The following is a 19,407-nucleotide window of genomic DNA, read 5'->3' as shown; positions in this document are numbered from 1 at the left end:
CCTACACCGAACGCACAGCGGCGGAAGCCGCCGACGCCTGCGATCCGATTCCGCGGAGCGCGACCAGCGCCGCTATCAGCGCGAGCACCACGCCGCCCGCAAACGCCGCCGGCAGACCCGAGGCGAACCGATCGGGCACCGCGCCAATCGCGTAGATCGTGGTGATCACCGCAATCCCGAGCGCGCCGCCGATCTGCTGATCCATCTGCAGCAGGCCCGAGGCGGTGCCAGCATGTTCGTCGGGAACGCCGTGCAGGATCGCGACCGTGCCCGGCGCGAAGATGAAGGCGATGCCGACGGCATGGATCAGCAGCGGCACGAGGACGTCGGGGAAGTAGCGGCCCCCCTCGCCGAGCAGGGCGAAGCCCGCAAGGCTGCCAGCGACGATCGCGCTCCCGGCGACCAAAAGCGCGCGTGGGCCGAAGGTCGCGATCAGCCGCGGTGCAAACGCGCTGAGCGCATAGACCGTGATTGTGAGCGGCATATAGCCGAGCCCGGCGGCGAGCGGCGTCCAGCCCAGCACGCGCTCGAGATATTGGACGAGAAGGAACAGCGTTGCGAAATGCACGCCGACGACCAGCGCCATCACCGCGAGACCGGCGAGCCGCGACCGGTCCCGCAACAGGCAGAGATCGAGCAACGGTGCCGGATGGCGGTCTTCGATCCGGAAGAACAGGGTCAACAGCACGGCGGCACCGACGAACGCAGCAATCGTGCTCGTGCTGGCCCAGCCTGCGCCCGCCGCGCTGATGAAGCCGTAGACCAAAGCGACCGACCCGAAGGTCGCGGTCAGCGCGCCGGCGATATCGAGCCGCGCTGGCCTAGGATGCGTTTCCGCGACGAGACGCCCGATCGCCGTTACCACGACGATGCCGACCGGCACGTTGACGAGCAGCGCCCAGCGCCACGACAGGAAATCGGTCAACACCCCGCCAAGGATCAAACCGGCGGATGCGCCGATCGAGGATACCGCGGTGAACAGCGACAGCCCGCGCGCCTTCTCCGCCTCGTCGCGCGCCATCACCATCACCAGTGCGAGTACGCTCGGTGCCGCGAGTGCCGCGCCGATCCCCTGCACCACCCGCGCGACGATCAGTACGGACGGCGCTTGTGCAAGGCCGCCGACGAGCGAGGCGACGACGAAGATTCCGAGCCCGATCCGGAAGGCGCGGACCTGCCCGATGATGTCGCCCAGCCGGCCGCCGAGCAGCAGCAGGCCGCCGAACGCCAGACCGAAGGCGTTGGGCATCCAGGTCAGTCCGGCGGCGCTGAAGCCGAGATCGGTCTGGATGCGCGGCAGCGCGACGACGACGATCAGGAAGTCCATCGCGAGCATCAGCTGCGCCGCGAGGACCGTCCATAACGCGAGCGCGCGACGACGGTCCGCAGGGACGGCGTCCCCCCGGTTCGAACTTGGCATGGCGATATTCCCTTGTCGAAGGACGGCAAGGCCGGGGACTTTCGCCCCCGGCCCCGCGAGTATCAGAGGCCGCGCGCGCCGCCCGTGACGCGGATCGATTCACCGCTGATCCAGTGCGAATCGTCCGAAGCCAGGAACACCGCAGTCGGCGCGATATCCTCCGCCTCACCGACGCGGCCGAGCGGGGTTTCGGCGAGCAGCCGATCGCGCAGGTCGCCGACGAATGCACCATCGGTGGCGGGCGTGTTGGTATAGCCCGGCATGATCGCGTTCACGCGGATGTTGCGGGGACCGAGTTCACGCGCAAGCCCATAGGTCATGTTGTCGACCGCGCCCTTGGTCGCCGAATAGACGCTGCCGCCTGCGGAAGGGTGCGTGCTGAGGATCGAGCTGATGTTGACGATGCTGCCGCCGGCCTCGCCGAAATGCTTCACGGCCTCGCGGACGGCGAGAAAATAGCCGAGCACGTTCAGGTTGAACTGCTTGTGGAACGCGTCCTCGGTCAGCTCGGTGACCATCTCGAACACCGCGACGCCGGCATTGTTGACGAGCACGTCGACCTTGCCGTGATCGGCGACGACCGTATCGAACAGCCGCACGACGTCCGCAGACTTCGACATGTCGGCCTGTAACGCGACGGCCTTGCCGCCTGCTGCGACGATCGAGTCGACCACGGCGTCGGCGCGGTCCTTGCTGCCCATGTAATTGACGATGACAACCGCGCCCTCCGCGCCGAACGCCCTGGCGATGCCGGCGCCGATGCCGCTCGATGCGCCGGTGACGATGGCGATTTTTCCATTGAGTTTCATGGGGATGTCCTTGGTGACGGGAGAGACGGCGTCCCTCGCTTGCCTTCCCAAGATGGTGGCGAAGGGGGCCGATCCCATGCCGGTTATTCTCCCGTTCTTGCCTGATCTTCTCAGTCCGGGTTGTTTCGACATCCGTGTCGGACCACTTAGGCTTCATGAAAACAGCGATGGACGAGTTGCGCGGCATCGTGATGCGCGCAGGCAGCCGGTGGACCGACACCGGCATACCCCGCGTCCAGATGGTGCGATCCGAAGGCTGTGCCGATCAGGTCTACGAACCGATGCTGCACCTCGTGCTGCAGGGCTCGAAAAGCCTGTCGATCGGCGCGCAGAATCTGCGCTTCGACGAGGCGTGCTATTTCGTCGTGCCCGTCCACGTGCCCGCGACCGGCGAAGTCCAACCGGACGGCACCGAGCCCTATCTCGCGGTGAGCCTCAAGCTCGATCCGACGATTGTCGCGGCGTTGATGGCGGAGATGCACAGTGCGGGGACGACGCCGAACCCGACGGGCTTTGCCGTATCGGCCGCGACCCCCGAACTGATCGACGCGTGGCTGCGGATGATGCGGCTGATCGACCGGCCGGGCGAAGCGCCGATCCTCGCCGCGATGATCGAGCGCGAAATCCTGTTCCGCGTGCTGATCGGTCCGCAGGGCGACAAGTTGCGCGAAGTCGCCTGCGCCGACAGCCGGCTGTCGCAGGTCCGCCCCGCGATCGACTGGATCCGCGACAATTTCGCCGAACCCATCCACGCCGAGCCGCTCGCCGGGATGACCGGCATGAGCGTCGCGGCCTTTTACCGGCACTTCAAAGCGGTGACGTCGATGGCGCCGATCCAGTATCAGAAGCGGCTGCGGCTGCTGAAGGCGCGCCGCCTGCTGCTGTTCGAAACGCACGACGTCGGCCGGATCGCCTATGCGGTCGGCTATGAAAGCGCGTCGCAGTTCAGCCGTGAATATGCGCGCATGTTCGGCCTGCCCCCCGGGCGCGACGCGGCGCGCTTCAAGGTGGCGGCGCCTGCCGAGGACGATGTCCTGCTGGCAGCGGAATAGGCACCGGGCGGGCGCATTCGCCCCCGCCCGGTGCCGGTCGTATCAGAGATCGACGATGCTGGTGTCGGCGATCGTCTCGGCAAAGCCCGCGCCGAATAGGCCGGCGGGCGTCTGGAAGCCGGCACGCGCCTCGCCGCCCAACACGCGGCGCGCCGCTTCCGCCGCGGCGATCGTCGTAAACGTATAGCCGTTGACGGTGTCGAGAACCGAGCGAACCACGCGGCCGTCCGCCCCGGTTACTTCGACCGCGGCGTGATAGCGGTTGGCCTCACGCTGATCATGCGTCGGCCCGTCGGGCATCGCCGCGAGATCGCCTTCCGGGAATCCACCGTCGGTGAGGTACACATAGGTCTCAATGTTCGGGATCGCGGTGTCGCGCCAGATCGTGATCAGATCGGGCAGCGTCACCGGAAAGGCGGTCGCCGGACCGCTGCCGAAATCGAAGTCGCGCACCTCGGTGCTGCGCGCGACGAGTTGGCCATCGACGCGGCGAAGCAGCGCGGTGTTGAGATTCTCGCTCGCCGAGACCGCGGACCCGCGCGAAAATCCTCCGGCGACGTGCATCGCGATGCGCAGGCTGACCGGCCTGGTCACGCGGCTGACGGCATGTGCGGCGAGCGACCCCAGCATCGCCACGCTGCCGCCGCTGCCCGGCAGCAGCATCACGCCGGCAGCGGTTGCGGCGTCGCTCAGCGTCTCGGCGAGCTGGTAGCTGTCGAGCTCGGCCGCAATGTCGAGATAATGGACGCCCGCGGCGATGCTCGCGTGCATCAGCGGCTCGGCGGTGCGCATGAATGGACCGGCGGTGTTGAGCAGCACGCCGACGTCGACGAGCGCGGCTTGCGTGGCCGGCACGTCATCGACCGCGAACAAACGGTATTGCGCGCCGATCTCGGCGGCCAGCGCGGCGAGCTTCGCCTCATCCTTGGCGCGGCCCGCCACGACGACGTCCACGCCGGCCGAGCGCGCATTGATGGCGGCCATGCGTCCGGTATAGCCGGCGGCGCCGTAGATCATCAGGGTTTTCATGGTCATTGCTCCTGTTCCGGGGCAGTTCCGGGCTGCATCCGAGATAAGCGCGCACCGGCCGCGTCGCGCATCCGATCCTCCACGAAACCTGCCTGATCCTGCTCGCGCCTTGGTCGGCGGGTGCGCGTGGCGTAGGACGGCGCATGACCACACCCCTCGATGAACTCCGCGACCTCTGCGCCCGCGCGCAAAACCGCGCGACCCCCACCGGCATCCCGCGGGTCGCCATGGTCCAGGGCGAGATCCCCCAGCACAAGCTCGCCGCGGTCTATAGTCCGATGATCAACCTCATCCTGACCGGCTCGAAGACGATGACCGTTGGCGAGCGCATTTTTCGCTATGACCCGGCGACCTATTTCGTGATGTCGGTGGACCTGCCAGCGGTGGGGTCGGTCCACGCGTCCGATGCCGGCGAGCCGTATCTCGCGGTCAGCCTGACGCTCGAGCCCGCGATCGTCGCCAACCTGCTCGCCGATCTGCCCAAACCTGTCGGGGGCGAACTGTACAACTCGGGCTTCTCGGTCGCCCCCGTTACCGACGAGCTGCTCGACGCCTGGGTCCGGATGCTCCGCCTGATGGACCGTCCCGCCGACATCCCCGCGCTAGCGCCCGCCTATGAACGCGAACTGCTCTACCGCGTGCTGCAGGGCCCGCATGGCTGGATGCTGCGCGACATCGCCTCCCCCGGCACTGCGCTGTCGCGCATCGGCGTAACGATCCGCTGGATCCGCGAGAATTTCACGACGCCATTAAGGGTCGAGACCTTGGCATCGATGGCATCGCTGAGCGTGTCGGCCTTCCACCGCCACTTCAAGGCGGTGACCGCGCTCAGCCCGCTGCAGTATCAAAAGCGCGTCAGGCTGCTGCACGCGCGCAACATGCTGATCGCGGGCGAGGGCAATACGACCTCGGTCGCGTTCGGCGTGGGGTATGAGAGCCCGACGCAGTTCAGCCGCGAATATTCGCGCTTCTTCGGCCTGCCCCCGTCGAAAGACACGCGCCAGATCGTACGGGCGATCCAACCGGCAACAGCCTAACTGCGCTCGTCGTGATCATGTGGTTACCTACGCAGTTTTCAAAATTAGCGATTTTCGCTGAACGGCAGGGCGTTGGCGCGTTGCCAATGGTCTGCTTCATAAGGCTGATTGGCGGCTTTTGTCCGGTCCGGACGTTCATCGAAGCGGATGTGAACGACCGGGCCTGGGTCGGCAGCTGACAGGCGTCTAGAAAGCGGCGGGGTATGTGGCGACGGGCCAACCACGACCCGAACGGGATTTCAGCCATTTGCTGCTTGCGTTCGATAGAGGGCCACTCCTTCGAACTCGTCGGTCAGACTTTCCGCTTCTTCCCCTCGAAGCCGTCCTTCACGTCGTTGATCCAGGCGACGATCTCCCGGTCGCTCCAGCGCGAGGCGAAGGGCGAGAGCTTGTACGGAGCGGGGAATTTTTCTTCCTGGATCAGACGATAGATCATCGTCTTGCCAAGCCCGACCCGGCGCTTGACCTCGTCGAGCTTGACGAACCGTTCCGGCGCTTCCGTCTCGGCGCTCATTTTGCGGCAGCGCGACTGCGAACGAAATTTCGATCGCTCTCGAGAAATGCCGCCAACATCGCGGGCACGAGATCGGCAACGGACTCCTCCCGGCCATAGGCCTCGGCATAGAGCGCAGCATATTGCTGCAGCATCAGGTGCAGATCGGGCGTGACGGTGATCGCCAGCTTGACCGGAGTCCTGTCCGGCAGCCGTGCCAGTTTCAATTCGGGCATGACGTGCTCCTAACCGCGCCAGGGCGCGAGGATGAGATCCTTATGGACGACCAGAAGCACGGTCGCCCCGGGCCGGATCGTGATCGTCGGCTGGATATTGAGGCTGCGGGACATGAGCTGGTCACCCGCGCGCGGCACGTTCTGCTGCGTCGATTCCCGGATTGCCTGGACGAGATCGCTCTCCCCCGTGACCGTCAGCTGCGAGCCGACGCCGAGCAGGGTCGAGAGCGCAACGCCTTTGATGAGCGCCCATGTATGGAAATCGACCTTGTCCTGCAGACCGGCATAACCGGACGCGTCTGTGGCCGGGACATTGTCGATCCGGAGCGAACTGCCGTCGGGAAGCATGATCCGCTGCCACACGATCAGCGCGCGCTTCTGGCCGAATGCGACGACGCTGTCGTAGCTGCCGATCAGCCGCGACCCTTGCGGTATGAGCAAGATGCGACCGGTCGGGCTGTCGAACACTTGGTTCGTTATCTGCGCCGTCACCAGCCCCGGCAGGTCGGAGCGCAGGCCGGTGATCAGGCTCGCCGAAATGACGCTGCCGGCCGAGAGCAGGTATGGCGACGGTGCCGCCGTCAGCGTGTGTGGATTGATGTCCCCGGAGCGATCGAGCGCACCGACGAACTGGGCCTTGCGTGCCTGCGCGTTTGGGTCCCGGTCCGGATCGAGAGCTGGACCCGATGCCTCTTGCGTTGGTACCGGCGACGTCGCTGCGGCGTCGGCTGCTCCAATCGGCGACGCGGTCGTGCGTCCTTGCACCAACACCCCGGATTGGCGAGCAGCCCTCAGCTCAGACAGCTGCCGCTCTCGCTCCTGCTCTTGGGTCTGGTCCTGACCCGACGGATCATTGCCGACGCCGGTTTCCGTTGCCATGCGGCGCTGGCTTTCGAGAATCGGCCTGCCTAGGTCACCGGGTAATGGTGGGCCGAGCTTCGGGGCGTCGCCATAGGTTGCGGGCAAGCCGTTCAAAGCATCAGTCGGTGGACGATTGCTCGGCTCCGACAATTCTCGGGCATCCGGGACCGCGCTGAAGACGCGCGGTTTCAGGGCGATCCATGCGACGACGACCAGGCTGACGGATCCGAGCGCGGCTATTGCGATGATGAAGCCGCGACGAAAGCGGATCGCGCGCGCCGGTTTGGTCCGGATTGCCAACGTCTCGGGATCGAGCTTCGGGACGGTAGCAATGGATTCCTCGCTCATGAGTGCTTCCCCTTTCGCGAGGGGGTGCCGTCACCGATGCGCGCGATCCGGACAACCTGCTGCTTCCTGGTGCCGAGCCTGAGCTCGGCCGCGTCGAATATCCGGTCGACGACATAGAACCGGCCACGGACACGATAATTGACCAGCTCGGCCTCGCCCGTCGGCCCGACGACGAACAATGGTGGCGCATCGCCGACGGCGATGCTGGCGGGGAACTCGACAAAGGTCTGCCGGCCATCGTCGAACGCGTGCAGAGGCCGCCATGCAGGTGCGTCGCCACTGATCGCATAGTTGAAATGGAGGCTGTCGACCGCCAGTCCCTCGGAGACCGGTGCCGCAGCTGCGGCCTGGTCGGCTGCCCGGCGCAGTGCGATCAGCTGGTCGGCTGGGTATGTCCATGACAAGGCGGCCATTGCTGTATGTGACGTTGCGGTGAGTTGGAGGTGGTAACTCCGCCGATCCGTCGTCACGACGAGATTGGTCGCGAGGCCCGAGGTAAGGGCAGCTACGATCTTGGACCGTACGATCTTTGCCCTACCCAGACTCGCTTGGGATCATATTGGCATCCAAGGACGCGGAACTCTCGGGCGTATCATCCGAAGCGCCGTTGATCTCACTGAGCTTTTCCGCCTCACTAAACCCTATAGCGCGTAAGGTGTGCGACGATTGCGGCCACCGCCCCTATCCTACGGCGATGATAGCGCGTCAGCGCGCTCGCAAGCGCCGTTCGGTCGCCCGCGGCGACGATCGTCGCCAGTCCTGACAGCTCTTCGGTCATGGCGGGAAGCGTTGCGACCTCGGCGCGGCGGGCCGTCGCCAGTCGATCGTTGAGCGATCGGACGGTGATGGCGAGTTCGACACTTCCCGCGGCGTGCGCGACGCTGAGAAACAGCGCGGCGGTCGAGGCCGCGATGTCCGGCAGGGTGCCCCCGTCTTCGATAGCGTTTGATTCGATGTTGGTCTCCAGCCGTTTGGCGGCGAGCCCGAGAACGAGCCCATTCCACTGGTAGAGGTCGCGCAGTGCCGCCTCCGACAGGATGGGCACGCGAAAGCCGTTATGGTTCGGCGTCTCGACCAGTCGCTCCCCCGTCAGCCGGTGCAGCGCATCGCGCACCGGCGTGATGCTGGACGCGATACCAAGGACGGCTTCCGGTGGGATGAGAACGAGCAGCCGTTCCTGGAGTTGCTATCCGAGCAACTCGACTCCGACGACCTGCCATTGCTGCGGCAGGCAGACCTGTTCCGCGCGCTCGAGGCCAAGCGAGATCGCCAGCGCATCGCGGAGCAGGCTTTGTCGGATGCGACCGAAGCAATCGAGGCGACCCTACCTGACATTGTCGAGATCATCGCGCAGGAGCCGTCGATCGAGACCAGCGGCAACCCGCTTGATCCAGAGCCATTGTTAGCATCACGCGAGATACAGTTTCCCTTTCGGGGCCGCGTTTGGCTGATCAAAATCGAGCTCTCGGAAGATGCGGGCGCGAGCGACTGGCTCACAGTCAGCGATGCGGTCGGAGATGGCGATGTCGAGACGTTGTCCATCCGGCTCGACAGCCATACGTTTCACGCATTCGCCAAACGCATCATCGACCGCTTTCGTCCCGTTCTCACCGGACGTGATGCTCTGGATCCGGACTATTCGATTGGTCAGCGCCGCGTACAGCGTCAGTCGATCACCTTCGCCGATATGGTGCCGCTCGCCCATAATATCATCGAAGCCAGCCTCGTCGCGCGCAACGCAGTGCGTCAGACCTACACCCATGTCTTTCTTGATGAGTTCCAGGACTGCACCGCTGAGCAATATCAGCTGATCCTCGCCTGCTTTGGCGACACCTCGGCAAATTTGACGGCGGTGGGCGATACCAAGCAAAGCATCATGGGCTGGGCGGGCGCGCTTGAAGGCATCTTTCTGACCTTCGCCGATGCCTTCGATGCGCTGCCGCTCAATCTCTATCAGAATTTCCGATCCGCGCCGCGGCTTCGCCGCATGCAGAATGCCATGGTCAAGGTGATGGATCCCCCGGCGGCGCTCGACGATCACGATATCGTTGGCGACGGGGGCGAGATTGTCATTCTGCGCTTCGATGACGACGGCGAAGAAGCCGCGAGCCTGACGGAGAGGATCAAGGCTCTGATCGACGATGGTGTCGAGCCTTCGGAGATCGCGATCCTCGTCAGCAAGCAGCAAGCGCTATATTGCCAGCGTCTCACGGCTGCGTTTGAGGCGGCCGATATACCGTTCCGCGAAGAAGACCAGGCGCAGGATCTGGCGTCGGAGCCTGTTGCCTGCCTGCTCATAGACTTCTTCTTGATCGCGAGTGGTTCGCGTCAGCCGGCCGCGTATCGCCGCTTGCTGGATTTCGTCGTGTTCAACCATGGTCATGACGAGGAGCGCGAATATCAGCTGCGCTCCCGTTGGGACCGCTTCGTCACGGACACGAGGCGACAGGTCGCGGCGGGAGACGTCGATCTCGCGGACCTGGACGACCTGCAGACGCTCGTCGCTGCATTGGTCGGTGCCGTTGGGCGCGACAATCTGATCGCGCTGTCGTCGGACTATGCGCATGGAGGCCGGCTCGATCAGTTGATCGAGCAGGCTCTCGAATGCATCCATCTGCTGCTGCAGAACGACGCGGATCCGACGACTGCCTTGGCGTCCTTCTCCGGCGACAGTGCCGTCCGCATCATGTCGGTTCACAAGAGCAAGGGCCTCGAATTTGATTCGGTCGTCATCCTAGGGGTCGAGCAAGAGACATTCTGGGGGGACGCGGCGGCGGAACGGGCTGCCTATTTCGTCGGGATCTCGCGCGCCAAAAAGCGGCTATGGCTGACCGCTTGCCAATCTCGTGACCGACCTGGGCACCTCCATTTACCTCTCGCCAAATTGGCGCAGTGATGATTCACTGTCGGCGGTCAGCGGGAGCGGACGATGCGGCAGGCTGGGCTTTTCGGATTATCGGACCACATGAAGCGCCTTTCAGCGGACGGCGATCCGCTGGAGGTGCTGGCGCGGATCGTGGACTTTGAAGCGTTTCGGCCGACGCTGGTAGCTGCACTGGGCTATTCCGACGGTACCAAGGGTGGTCGTCCGCCCTACGATCCGGTGGTGATGCTGAAGGTGCTGGTGCTGGCGGCGCAGAACAACGTGGCCGACGGGCGAATGGAATGGCTGATCCGGGATCGGCTGAGCTGGCTGCGCTTCCTGGGCTTCGATCTTGGCGCAGCGACGCCGGATGCGAACACGATCCGCATGTTCCGCGAGCGGCTGACTGCGGTCGGCGCGCTCGATACGCTGTTTGCCGATTTCGACCGCCAGTTGAAGGCGCGGGGCTATCTGCCGATGGGGGGTCAGATTGTCGATGCAACGCTGGTCGCCGCGCCCAAACAACGCAACACCGAGGCCGAGAAGGCCGCGGTGAAGGCGGGCCGGAGCGCTGCCGAGATCTGGCCGGACGAACCCGCCAGGGCGCGCCAGAAGGATGTCGATGCCCGCTGGACGCTTAAATTCGCCAAGGCGCGACCGACCGCCGATGGCAAGCCGCAGCCGGATATCGCAATCCCAAGCTTCGGGTATAAAAGCAGCATCTCGATATGCCGGACCTTCGGCTTCATTCGTAAGGGCCAGGTCACCGATGGCGCGCGCTACGACGGGCGCATGCTGCGCGACGTGGTGACCAGCGACAACACCGCATCGGATGTCTGGGCCGATACCGCCTATCGCAGCCAGAGCAATGAGCGTTGGCTGAAGGCCCAGGGCCGCGTCAGCCGCATCCACCGCAGAAAGCCCAAGGGCAGGCCGATGCCCGCCCATGTCCGCCGCGGCAACGCCACCAAGTCGAAGATCCGGGCCCGCGTCGAGCATGTGTTCGCGCATCAGAAGGCCGTCATGGGCCTGTTCATCCGCACCATCGGCATCGAACGGGCCAAGGCCAAGATCACGCTCGCCAACCTGGCCTTCAACATCCACCGCCTGATCTTCCACGAGCGACGCGCCGCCATGGGATAATTGCGTCCGCGCTCTACGGAAGCCGCTGAAAATCCCGGCAAACCCAGCGCCAAACCCCAGGGCTACCCAAAGCGCCACCTCGAATCCTCAATACGATCGCATCAACGGGTAAATGGAGGCGCCCACCTGTCGGAGCGAAGCGCTGGACTGTCGAACGCCATGAGCATGAAGAGTTCCTCGGCTACGCAACATGATCGCTAACGGCTCAACGTTGCGTCGCGGATCCGGCGTCGGCGGCTTCTGGCGAACTGAACTGTTTCGCTACTATAATGAGCGTCCGAAAAGTGGATGAGCGAATAACTGCCCCGATGGCTATTAGCGGATCCTGGCGGCGCGACCAGCCAACAACGCCGATGTCCGCTCCGCGCGATCTGGCGCCCAGAAGCTGCTAGGCTGCAACCGGCCCAGTTGCAGCAGCCCAGTAGCACTTGGACCAATGACCAGTCTCGGGGAGTGCTCAAGCCGCCATGGACGTCGGCTCCTGGATCTTTCGGCAGGCGCCCCTCAACGGCGGTAACATGCTGACAAACCAGTAGGACAAGCACACCGTGCGGGCTTTTACGTGCTTCGCTTCGGTTTCCGCGGTTTGGGGATCGGCAGCTCAGCTGCTGTGGCGCGCAGCAGATTACCGAGCCACTCAGCATCGTCCCAGCGATCGGCCTCGATAAGAAGGTGCGGCTTGGCCCCTGGATAGGGCGGCGCTTCCGACACCGGCTCGGCATGAAGGCGACCGGATGCCGTTGGCTTCACGTAGAGCTGATCGTCGCAGATCGAGCCGATCATCTTGCCGTCGAGGTAGACGCCGTATTCGCCGAACATCGGCTTGGTGGACAGCGCGCCAGCGCCCGATGCCTGTTCGAGCAGGTAGTCGACGGTGCGTTGCTGCGTTGCCATATGCCGAGACTAACAGACCAGCGTTGCGACGGGCAATGGGCCGACCATCATGTGGGTCCGACCGCAATGAGCGGGCGTCCGGTTCGGAGAGAATCTTGGAGCCCCTGGGACCGGGTATGGGTCTTCGCGTTGAGGGGTGGAGAAAGGGGCCATTCCGCTTTACAGCAATGACGTCGAGAGCGGCCGCCCCCACCAGCGGGCAGGATCGAAAAGCCCGGCGCAGCGAATGCGCTCGGTCCCAGCCCCGGATCAAGCGGCGGCGCTGCGCTCCAGCGCGGCGATCCGCTCCTCGCAGATGACTTGGACGGCCCGGCCGAGCACCTCGACCCGCTCGCCGAGCCAGGCGAGTTCCTCGTCGCTGATGCGGTAATGCTTGGAATAGCGCGCTTTCACATAGGCTTCCTTGAGCTTCTCGAACCGACAGGACCGGGCGCATGTGGTGCGTCATCGAGGTGGCGATCAATGACGAGCAGAGCCGCTGCGAGCAGTCGCTCGACCTCAGCGAGGCTGATGCCGAGCCGCTCGGCGATCGCGGGATAGTCCAGCCCGTCCACCGCAGACAGCCAGAATACCGACCGCTCGCGTTCGGGTAGCGCCGCCACGGCGCGGCGCATCACTTCCAGGCTGACTTGGTCTTGAGACATCGGCTTGCTCCGTTTCGCCGACCCGAAGGGGCCGGTCGGCGTCGCACCAGCGGGCGCGAACCAGCGGGGGCACGCACCGCAGGGCGTAGCGTCAGCGGAGCACCCGGCCGGAGGCCGGGTTGCGGGACGGCGCGGCGCGCCCGACGAGCGGCGTCCGGCTCCCGGGTCGTAGCCAGGGCAAGGAATCGCGGTGAGACGGGTGGAGTGTTGCGTACGTGGGCGAAGTACCGCAGACTGCCTGATGCAGCGTGGTTCAGGCCGGCAGCCCGCTGCGGAGTTTACCGCCAGGCATCAAACGCATCCGACCAGAGCGGTCGGGTGTATTCCCAAGGCATTGCCCGGCACGAGACCCGATCTCGTGCGAACGCTTTCCTATGTCCGCGCGCCGCGCGACAGCCGCCACCCCGGCTGAGCGATGCGGCAGCCGGACGACGATCCTGGCCAGCTGCCCGGCGGCGGCGGCAACGGGCAGGTGCGCATCGACGCGCTTTACCGCGAGCAGGCACCGCGCCTGCGGCGCTGGCTCGATGCGCGCCTGCGCTCGAGCGAGGACGCCAATGACGTGGTGCAGGATGCCTTTGCGCGGTTGCTCGGCTCCGGTGCCCGCGACGGCCTGCGCCAGCCCGAGGCGTTCCTCAACCGGATCGTCCGCAACCTGCTGATCGACCGGTCACGCCGCGTATCGAGCCGCACGACGCACGTGCCGATCGACGAAGCGAACACGCCAGCCACGCGCGCAACCCAGGAGGACGAAATCGAACTGGCACAGATGCGCGAGCGCTACCGGGCGGCGGTGGACGCGCTGCCGCCGCGGATGCGCGAGGTGTTCGTGCTGCACCGGGTGCAGGGGCTCGGCTACAAGGACATCGCGACTAAGCTCGACATCAGCATCCGCACCGTCGAATGGCATGTCGGCGAGGCGCTGGTACGGATCGGCAAGGAGCTGGGGCAATGACCATCGCCGACGAGCATTCAGAGGATGGCGGAGAGGCGCTCGCCCGCGAGGCCGCGCACCGGTTCGCTCGGACCCGTAGCCCCGACGCCCATGACCATCGCGCAGAACTGGAGGCCTGGCTAGCAGAGGCGCCGGAACACCGCGCTGCATTCAATCGCGCCGCCGAAATCTTCGCGATGGGGAAGCTGCTCACCGCGCCGGACGAACCTGCATCCCTTCCTGCGTCGGAATCACGTCGAGGGCGCAAGGGCTTGGCGGTCGCTATGGCCGGCATGGCGGCCTTCGCGATCGGGGTCGGGGGATGGATCACGTCACATCCCCCGGCTTCGATACCCGATCTGCCCGCCGCAGTGGCTAGCGCCACTGACCACACGACGCTCTCCAGCAGCACCACCGCAAGGGTGGTCCAGCTCGCCGACGGCTCTACCGTGACGCTCACAGCCGACACGTTGGTTGCGGTCGATATGACAAGCGGCATGCGCCAGCTGCAACTGCTGCGTGGCAAGGCGCGGTTCGAGGTCGCGCACGAGCGGCGGCCCTTCATCGTCCTGGCTGGCGGCGGCAGCGTGACCGCCCGCGGCACGATCTTCGAAGTGGCGCTGGTACCTTCCGGCAACGTCGAGGTGCGGCTCCTGCGCGGCGCGGTCGATGTCGCGCTGCCGCGCGGCACCGTCAGGTCCGCGCCGGAGGTTCGCAGGCTTGCGCCGGGCGAGGGCGCCACCTTCGCGGCAGAGCCCGAACGACCTGCGGCACATGCAACCTCGGCCGACGCCGCGGTCCCGCAGGACTCCATGCCGAAGTCGTTCGAAGCTGTGTCTGTCGCCGATCTGGTCGCGCTGGCGAACCGCACGTCCGCCCGCCCGATCCGCCTTGCCGATCCAGCGCTCGGCGCCCGACGGGTGTCCGGATGGTTTCGCGTGGACGATACCGGCGTGCTGGCCCGGCGGCTGGGGGCGCTGTTGCGCCAGAACGTCGAGACGCAGGATCCCCGCGAAATCGTGCTGGCGCAGCCGAGCGAAGGTCCGCCTGCCGCTACCACAGGCAGACCCGGAAAGGCGCCATAGTCGGCGACCCCAAGGCGCCGGTACCGCCGAGGATCAAGGTAACGATACAGGTTCTGGTAATATTGTCTGCCGGATGTTCCGCGTGGCCGGGTGGCCACCGCTATGTCCAGGCCTCGCGGCTAAAGGTGGTGGCGCATGTCCAAGCATGCTTTTCCCGCCCGGCTTCGATGCGGCAGCATCTACTGTCGAAAAACAATCGGATTATAAGCAGGTTATAAGCTTCTTATAATCGCTGCCTGCCGTAGATTGATGGGGTCATGGCCATGACATTTCTCTCACTGGAGGAAGACCATGAACCGCGAACATGAAGACACGATCGAACTCGGCGTCGTGAGCACCGACACCAAGGGCCTCATCGTCGGCGGCCCCGATGCCGACAACGGCCAGCTGGCGCCCTTCGGCCTCAGCGACGACTGATCGAACTGGCGCGTGCCTACCCGGCACGCGCCTATTCCCATGCCCCAGATCGCTCCGCCCCACAGCCTGCGCGCAGGCCTTTCCTGGTGCCTGTGCAACGGCCAGCCGGTTTTTCTCGACTTGGCACGGGACCGCTATTTCTGTCTGCCGGCGGCGCTCGATCCGAGCTTTCGACGCTGGAGCACGGGCGCGCCCCTTGCGTCCGAGGCGTTGGACCAGCTCGTTGCATGCGGCATTCTTGAGTCCGGCGGCTCGGGACCGACGCCTGCCACTGCCCATCCACCCGCCCAACGTGATCTGGCGACCGCGCGACCGCACGGCCACACCCTGTCAGACATCGTCGGGGCCATCGCCCTGCAACTCGCCGCCCGCCGCGCCGTCAAGCGCTCGCCGCTTTCGGCGATCGTCGCGCGGCTCGAAGCGCGACGGCTCGGAACGCCTGCCGATGGGGACGACGAAAGCCCGCTACGCCGCGTCGCCAGTGCCTTCGTCGCGAGTGCCGTGCTGCTGCGCGCGCAGGACCAATGCCTGCCAAGGGCGATCGCGGCGATGCGCCTTTGCCACCACCTCGGCCAGCCGGCCGCGCTGGTCTTTGGCGTGCGCATCAACCCCTTCGCCGCGCATTGCTGGGTACAGTGGAAGGACGCGGTCGTCGTCGGCGACCTCGAAACCGTCCGCCTCTACACCCCGATCCTGGTGGTCACATGAGGCCGCGATACCTCATTCTTGTCGGGCAAGCTGACGATAGCGCGAGCAGCGCACAGCGCATTGCCGATGCCACCGGTCTGCGGCTTGCGCGCACCACGCCGCAGGTGGCGGTGCTGGTGAACGACGCCTGCCGCTGCCTCGATATTGATGCGAATACCTTGGTGGTCGGCACGCTGTTCCCCCGCCACGGCCCACCGCGCGCGATCACCACCTTCACCGACGCCGAGCGTCAGGCGCTCGCGCGCGGCGGCAGTCAGGCGCTGCTCCGGTCCCATTGGGGTGGCTATGTGAGCCTGTGGATGCGCGGCGACAGCGTCGAAATCCTGCGCGATCCCTCGGCGGCGCTACCCTGCTATCGCTCGGAAGCCGGCGCCATCGCCGCGTTCGCGTCGGACGTCGACCTTCTGACCGCGGCGGGCATGGGGCCGCGCGGCATAGACTGGGAGGGGCTGGGCCGGATGCTCCATTCCTGCGGGCTCCCGAGCGTCGCGACCGCGCTTGGCGGCATCACCACGCTGCCAGCCGGCGCGGCGATCGTTCGCAAGGGCGGCATCGAGACCGAGGCGACAGGATGGTCGCCCTGGACCTTCGTCGAGCCCCATGCGGACGAGCGACCGGGCGACACAGCCGAACGGCTGCGGCGTATCGTCGAGACCTGTGTTTCGGCATGGGCGTCGACCTGTCGCCGGCCGCTGGTGAGCCTGTCGGGCGGGCTCGATTCCTCGATCGTCGCGGCCTGCCTGGCGCAGGCCGGGAGCGACGCCGCGTGCCTGACGCTCTACACCGACGATCCGGCGGGCGACGAGCGCGGCTATGCGGCCGCGTTGTGCGCGCAACTCGGCTTCCCGCTCGCCGAATATCGCTACGACATGGCCGGCGTCGACCTGTCCCGCGCACTCGGCGCGCATCTGCCCCGCCCGATCGGCCGCGCGGAGGCGCAGCCTTATGAGGCAGCCCACCGGGAGGTCGCCGCCCGCATGAGCACCGACGCCTTCTTCAGCGGCAATGGCGGCGACAATGTCTTCGGCTTCTCGCAATCCGCCGTGGCACTTGCCGACCGGGCCTTGCACGAAGGTCCCGGCGCGGGCGCCTTTGCCACGCTGCGCGACATCTGCCGGCAGACCGGCGCGGGGCCGCTGCGCGTGACACGGGCGGCGATGGCGATCGCGCGGCAGTCGCCAGCCTATCGCTGGAAGCCGAGCCCGGCCTTTCTGCACCCCGATCTGGTCGCGTCGCTTCGCGATCTTCCGCTCGCACATCCCTGGCTCGAAGCACCACCAGCGGCGCTCCCCGGCAAGGCGGTGCATATCGCCGGGATACTGCGGGCGCATCCCAATCTCGAATCCGATCGCAGCCGCATCGCCCCTCTCGTGAACCCGCTGCTGTCGCAGCCGATCGTGGAGACGTGCCTGTCGATCCCGAGCTGGCAGTGGCGCACGGGCGGGCGCGACCGGGCCGTGGCACGCGCCGCCTTTGCCAACAGCCTTCCCGCAATGGTCCTCGACCGCAAGGTCAAGGGAACGCCCGATCCCTTCTGCGGCGAGATCATCCGGCACAAGCGACGGGAACTGCGGGAGCGCCTGCTGGATGGACAGCTTGCCGGACATGGGCTGGTTGATTCCGGCGCGATCGAAGACGCGCTCCGTGCCGATCGCGCGACGTCCAGCGCGGAGAATGTGCGGCTGCTCGAACTGGTCAATGCCGAGGCGTGGACCACCGTCTGGGCCAGCAGCGTGTTCGCGCGGCACACATAGGGACATCCGCCCGGCTGGCCCGAGCGGCAATCGCCGCGCTCAGGCCGTCGGCACTGCGTCGAAGGTCCGGATACGCGCCTCGAACGCCGCGCGGACCGACGCGTGGATCTGTTCGGGGAACCCCTCCGGCATCGCGTCGATCGCGCTCGAAAACGCGGCCCCTCCTCGCGCACGGATGTCCTCGACGGCCTCGCGAACCACAGGCTCGGACAGCCCGGCCTCGCGCCCCGTCTCGAAAAAATGTCGGCCGGTGATGTCGCGCATGCGATAGTGGCGGCTGGTGCCGATCGACATGGCCAGCTTGAAGCCGTTCAGCCGGATCTGCCGCGCATCGACGCCGGGCTGGCCGGTGAGCACGTCATAGAGCGGCGTCAGCGAGAAGCGGCCGCCGGGCTTCAGGAACAGGCTGAAATTCTTGGCGTGCCCGTCGGGCGCGCCGATCAGCCAGAAGAGCAACTGCGCCTTGAACACGACGAGGCGATCGGCGGCAGGATCGTCGCTGCCCTGCAGCAGATCGAGCAAGGCGGTAACGCCGGGACCGCCCTCATTCTGGTATTTGGCGGCCGGCGGCACCGAAAGCGCCTGGCAGAAATCCTCCTGCGGCAGGCGCAGCAGGCGACCGTCGCGCGTCCAGCGCCGGTCGAAGCGCTCGACCACCAGCGTCCGGGTCTTCCCGAAGCGATAGATGGCGGTACGGGCCACCGGGAGCCCGAAGCCTGCGAGCAGGGTCAGGCAATAATGCTCGTTCTCGACGCTGTTGCTCAGGTCGATCATGCCACCGGCGGCATGGATCTGGCCGATTTGCGGCTTGAGCAGGTGCGTCGTCGGGGTCGTACCGCTCGGTTTCAGCCACCGGTCGCCCAGACGGAGAAGCGCGGTCTTCTCCTGGGCGCCCGCGACCGAGATGCGAAAATCCTGCTCCCGATCGAGTCCAAGCGGCGCACGCGAAAGGTTGTTGAGAAGCGCCTCGATCTGCGCTTCATCGACGTCCTCCCCAGCGACCTCCCCCGTCTCGGGCGCCGCCGCACCATCCGGCAGGAACTGCAGGGCGCCGACACAGTCGCGGCCGATCTGTGCCAGCAGACTATAGGCGTCGGTGCCGCCGGCGCCCACGCGCTCGGCCAGCCGGGTGCGGACCGGCAGTGCGTCGGGCAGCAGGTTCTCGAAAACCGCGACCACGGGCGCGCCGATATAGCGTTCCGCGCGCAACGGAAGCGACAGGGAGACGGGGAAGGCATGCTCCCACGCAAGCCACGCAGCGGCATAGACGAATGCGATCGCGCCGCTCGACTGCTTGTCGAGGATGCCGACATGGCGATTGTTCAGGAAGACATTGAGCGGCACGTGCACCCGCCTGCGCGGCATCAGAAGATGTCCTCGATGTCCTGCGCGGAGAGGCGGGAGCGGGGCTGCACGACGAATTCCAGATCCAGCGCGGCCAGCAGGGCGAAGATCGAATCGATGCGCGTTCCAGGACTTCCGGTCTCGATTTTCGAGATCAGCTCCTGCCGAAGCCCGGCCTGCTCTGCCGTGCTGGTCTGGTTGAGGCCCTTCACCCGGCGTTGCCGGCGAAGGGCGTCTCCGAGCTGTTGGGGCGTCCGTACCATTTGCGTCATTTCGATATTATGCGCTCTATCGCATATCACGTCAATATGCCGTTAAACGCATATCGACGACATA

At 66.0% G+C, this 19,407-nt stretch carries 20 protein-coding genes and 2 pseudogenes; 9 read left to right on the top strand and 13 right to left on the bottom strand.

What is annotated here, in order from left to right; genetic code table 11:
- Position 1: 1 nt before the first annotated feature.
- Positions 2–1,420, bottom strand: coding sequence for an MFS transporter (locus TS85_RS20680; protein WP_044334745.1), 1,419 nt, complete (start codon positions 1,418–1,420; stop codon positions 2–4).
- A gap of 62 nt (positions 1,421–1,482) precedes the next feature.
- On the bottom strand, positions 1,483–2,229 hold the full coding sequence (locus TS85_RS20675; protein ID WP_044334743.1) for an SDR family NAD(P)-dependent oxidoreductase: 747 nt from the start codon (positions 2,227–2,229) through the stop codon (positions 1,483–1,485).
- Between the two features lie 155 nt (positions 2,230–2,384).
- Between TS85_RS20675 and TS85_RS20670 the strand changes: the two genes are divergently transcribed.
- Positions 2,385–3,281 carry an AraC family transcriptional regulator gene (locus TS85_RS20670; RefSeq protein ID WP_044334741.1) on the top strand — a complete coding sequence of 299 codons (897 nt, stop codon included), beginning with the start codon at positions 2,385–2,387 and terminating at the stop codon, positions 3,279–3,281.
- A 42-nt stretch (positions 3,282–3,323) separates the two neighbouring features.
- Here TS85_RS20670 and TS85_RS20665 read toward each other — a convergent pair whose 3' ends face one another.
- Complete coding sequence (locus TS85_RS20665; RefSeq protein WP_227698559.1) at positions 3,324–4,316, bottom strand: saccharopine dehydrogenase NADP-binding domain-containing protein; 993 nt, start codon at positions 4,314–4,316, stop codon at positions 3,324–3,326.
- 137 nt (positions 4,317–4,453) lie between these two features.
- Between TS85_RS20665 and TS85_RS20660 the strand changes: the two genes are divergently transcribed.
- Complete coding sequence (locus tag TS85_RS20660) at positions 4,454–5,347, top strand: AraC family transcriptional regulator (protein ID WP_044334740.1); 894 nt, start codon at positions 4,454–4,456, stop codon at positions 5,345–5,347.
- A gap of 292 nt (positions 5,348–5,639) precedes the next feature.
- Here TS85_RS20660 and TS85_RS20655 read toward each other — a convergent pair whose 3' ends face one another.
- The 5 genes and pseudogenes from TS85_RS20655 to TS85_RS20635 all read right to left on the bottom strand — a co-directional run bounded on the left by TS85_RS20655 (position 5,640) and on the right by TS85_RS20635 (position 8,399).
- Complete coding sequence (locus TS85_RS20655) at positions 5,640–5,861, bottom strand: helix-turn-helix transcriptional regulator (RefSeq protein ID WP_044334739.1); 222 nt, start codon at positions 5,859–5,861, stop codon at positions 5,640–5,642.
- Positions 5,858–6,076, bottom strand: a complete 219-nt coding sequence (locus TS85_RS20650) for a DUF2274 domain-containing protein (RefSeq protein WP_044334737.1) — start codon at positions 6,074–6,076, stop codon at positions 5,858–5,860. Before TS85_RS20650 ends, TS85_RS20655 begins: the two co-directional genes overlap by 4 nt.
- Before the next feature lie 9 nt (positions 6,077–6,085).
- Positions 6,086–7,285, bottom strand: a complete 1,200-nt coding sequence (locus tag TS85_RS20645) for a TrbI/VirB10 family protein (RefSeq protein WP_044334735.1) — start codon at positions 7,283–7,285, stop codon at positions 6,086–6,088.
- Positions 7,282–7,797: pseudogene (locus TS85_RS20640) on the bottom strand (TrbG/VirB9 family P-type conjugative transfer protein); the annotation flags it as partial. The pseudogene TS85_RS20640 and the gene TS85_RS20645, both read right to left, overlap by 4 nt.
- A gap of 122 nt (positions 7,798–7,919) precedes the next feature.
- Positions 7,920–8,399 carry a GntR family transcriptional regulator gene (locus tag TS85_RS20635; protein WP_052508038.1) on the bottom strand — a complete coding sequence of 160 codons (480 nt, stop codon included), beginning with the start codon at positions 8,397–8,399 and terminating at the stop codon, positions 7,920–7,922.
- On the opposite strand from TS85_RS20635, the gene TS85_RS20630 reads away from it, so the two are divergent.
- Both TS85_RS20630 and TS85_RS20625 read left to right on the top strand, forming a co-directional pair.
- Positions 8,382–10,181 carry a 3'-5' exonuclease gene (locus TS85_RS20630; RefSeq protein ID WP_227698558.1) on the top strand — a complete coding sequence of 600 codons (1,800 nt, stop codon included), beginning with the start codon at positions 8,382–8,384 and terminating at the stop codon, positions 10,179–10,181. The two genes, TS85_RS20635 and TS85_RS20630, sit on opposite strands and share 18 nt — an antisense overlap.
- 33 nt (positions 10,182–10,214) lie before the next feature.
- On the top strand, positions 10,215–11,291 hold the full coding sequence (locus tag TS85_RS20625; protein WP_044332087.1) for an IS5 family transposase: 1,077 nt from the start codon (positions 10,215–10,217) through the stop codon (positions 11,289–11,291).
- A gap of 558 nt (positions 11,292–11,849) precedes the next feature.
- Here the strand turns inward: TS85_RS20625 and TS85_RS20620 are convergent.
- The 3 genes and pseudogenes from TS85_RS20620 to TS85_RS24885 all read right to left on the bottom strand — a co-directional run bounded on the left by TS85_RS20620 (position 11,850) and on the right by TS85_RS24885 (position 12,799).
- Complete coding sequence (locus TS85_RS20620; RefSeq protein ID WP_044334733.1) at positions 11,850–12,185, bottom strand: TfoX/Sxy family protein; 336 nt, start codon at positions 12,183–12,185, stop codon at positions 11,850–11,852.
- A 249-nt stretch (positions 12,186–12,434) separates the two neighbouring features.
- A pseudogene (locus TS85_RS25620) lies at positions 12,435–12,605 on the bottom strand (nucleotidyltransferase); the annotation flags it as partial.
- Positions 12,575–12,799 carry an RNA polymerase sigma factor gene (locus TS85_RS24885; RefSeq protein WP_227698810.1) on the bottom strand — a complete coding sequence of 75 codons (225 nt, stop codon included), beginning with the start codon at positions 12,797–12,799 and terminating at the stop codon, positions 12,575–12,577. The pseudogene TS85_RS25620 and the gene TS85_RS24885, both read right to left, overlap by 31 nt.
- A gap of 445 nt (positions 12,800–13,244) precedes the next feature.
- Here TS85_RS24885 and TS85_RS20615 point away from each other — a divergent pair, with 445 nt between their 5' ends.
- The 5 genes from TS85_RS20615 (at position 13,245) to TS85_RS20600 (ending at position 17,727) form a co-directional block, all read left to right on the top strand.
- Positions 13,245–13,784, top strand: a complete 540-nt coding sequence (locus TS85_RS20615; protein WP_044334731.1) for an RNA polymerase sigma factor — start codon at positions 13,245–13,247, stop codon at positions 13,782–13,784.
- The gene (locus TS85_RS24300; protein ID WP_052508037.1) at positions 13,781–14,848 is read left to right on the top strand and encodes a FecR family protein; all 1,068 of its coding nucleotides are present in this window, start codon (positions 13,781–13,783) and stop codon (positions 14,846–14,848) included. Before TS85_RS20615 ends, TS85_RS24300 begins: the two co-directional genes overlap by 4 nt.
- A gap of 291 nt (positions 14,849–15,139) precedes the next feature.
- Positions 15,140–15,265, top strand: a complete 126-nt coding sequence (locus TS85_RS25615) for a benenodin family lasso peptide (RefSeq protein ID WP_155006504.1) — start codon at positions 15,140–15,142, stop codon at positions 15,263–15,265.
- A 39-nt stretch (positions 15,266–15,304) separates the two neighbouring features.
- Positions 15,305–15,973 (top strand): lasso peptide biosynthesis B2 protein, encoded by a 669-nt coding sequence (locus TS85_RS20605; RefSeq protein ID WP_077228723.1) that lies wholly within the window; start codon positions 15,305–15,307, stop codon positions 15,971–15,973.
- Positions 15,970–17,727, top strand: a complete 1,758-nt coding sequence (locus tag TS85_RS20600) for an asparagine synthase-related protein (RefSeq protein WP_044334727.1) — start codon at positions 15,970–15,972, stop codon at positions 17,725–17,727. Before TS85_RS20605 ends, TS85_RS20600 begins: the two co-directional genes overlap by 4 nt.
- 39 nt (positions 17,728–17,766) lie before the next feature.
- On the opposite strand, the gene TS85_RS20595 is transcribed toward TS85_RS20600, so the two are convergent.
- The gene (locus TS85_RS20595; protein WP_044334725.1) at positions 17,767–19,092 is read right to left on the bottom strand and encodes a type II toxin-antitoxin system HipA family toxin; all 1,326 of its coding nucleotides are present in this window, start codon (positions 19,090–19,092) and stop codon (positions 17,767–17,769) included.
- Entirely contained in the window at positions 19,092–19,334 is a 243-nt protein-coding gene (locus tag TS85_RS20590) for a helix-turn-helix domain-containing protein (protein ID WP_227698557.1), read from the bottom strand. The genes TS85_RS20595 and TS85_RS20590 overlap by 1 nt, the downstream gene beginning before the upstream one ends.
- Between the last annotated feature and the right edge of the window lie 73 nt (positions 19,335–19,407).

The sequence above is a fragment of the Sphingomonas hengshuiensis genome (genome assembly GCF_000935025.1).
GTDB lineage: Bacteria > Pseudomonadota > Alphaproteobacteria > Sphingomonadales > Sphingomonadaceae > Sphingomonas > Sphingomonas hengshuiensis.
The sequence above is the reverse complement of the archived record's forward strand: the minus strand, read 5'-3'. Positions and strand labels throughout refer to the sequence as shown.

Coding starts and splice junctions, on each gene's coding strand:
- TS85_RS20680 (WP_044334745.1), bottom strand. CDS start 1,420: ATGCCAAGTTCGAACCGGGGGGACGCCGTCCCTGCGGACCGTCGTCGC.
- TS85_RS20675 (WP_044334743.1), bottom strand. CDS start 2,229: ATGAAACTCAATGGAAAAATCGCCATCGTCACCGGCGCATCGAGCGGC.
- TS85_RS20670 (WP_044334741.1), top strand. CDS start 2,385: ATGAAAACAGCGATGGACGAGTTGCGCGGCATCGTGATGCGCGCAGGC.
- TS85_RS20665 (WP_227698559.1), bottom strand. CDS start 4,316: ATGACCATGAAAACCCTGATGATCTACGGCGCCGCCGGCTATACCGGA.
- TS85_RS20660 (WP_044334740.1), top strand. CDS start 4,454: ATGACCACACCCCTCGATGAACTCCGCGACCTCTGCGCCCGCGCGCAA.
- TS85_RS20655 (WP_044334739.1), bottom strand. CDS start 5,861: ATGAGCGCCGAGACGGAAGCGCCGGAACGGTTCGTCAAGCTCGACGAG.
- TS85_RS20650 (WP_044334737.1), bottom strand. CDS start 6,076: ATGCCCGAATTGAAACTGGCACGGCTGCCGGACAGGACTCCGGTCAAG.
- TS85_RS20645 (WP_044334735.1), bottom strand. CDS start 7,285: ATGAGCGAGGAATCCATTGCTACCGTCCCGAAGCTCGATCCCGAGACG.
- TS85_RS20625 (WP_044332087.1), top strand. CDS start 10,215: ATGCGGCAGGCTGGGCTTTTCGGATTATCGGACCACATGAAGCGCCTT.
- TS85_RS20620 (WP_044334733.1), bottom strand. CDS start 12,185: ATGGCAACGCAGCAACGCACCGTCGACTACCTGCTCGAACAGGCATCG.
- TS85_RS24885 (WP_227698810.1), bottom strand. CDS start 12,799: ATGCGCCGCGCCGTGGCGGCGCTACCCGAACGCGAGCGGTCGGTATTC.
- TS85_RS20615 (WP_044334731.1), top strand. CDS start 13,245: ATGCGGCAGCCGGACGACGATCCTGGCCAGCTGCCCGGCGGCGGCGGC.
- TS85_RS24300 (WP_052508037.1), top strand. CDS start 13,781: ATGACCATCGCCGACGAGCATTCAGAGGATGGCGGAGAGGCGCTCGCC.
- TS85_RS25615 (WP_155006504.1), top strand. CDS start 15,140: ATGAACCGCGAACATGAAGACACGATCGAACTCGGCGTCGTGAGCACC.
- TS85_RS20605 (WP_077228723.1), top strand. CDS start 15,305: ATGCCCCAGATCGCTCCGCCCCACAGCCTGCGCGCAGGCCTTTCCTGG.
- TS85_RS20600 (WP_044334727.1), top strand. CDS start 15,970: ATGAGGCCGCGATACCTCATTCTTGTCGGGCAAGCTGACGATAGCGCG.
- TS85_RS20595 (WP_044334725.1), bottom strand. CDS start 19,092: ATGCCGCGCAGGCGGGTGCACGTGCCGCTCAATGTCTTCCTGAACAAT.
- TS85_RS20590 (WP_227698557.1), bottom strand. CDS start 19,334: ATGGTACGGACGCCCCAACAGCTCGGAGACGCCCTTCGCCGGCAACGC.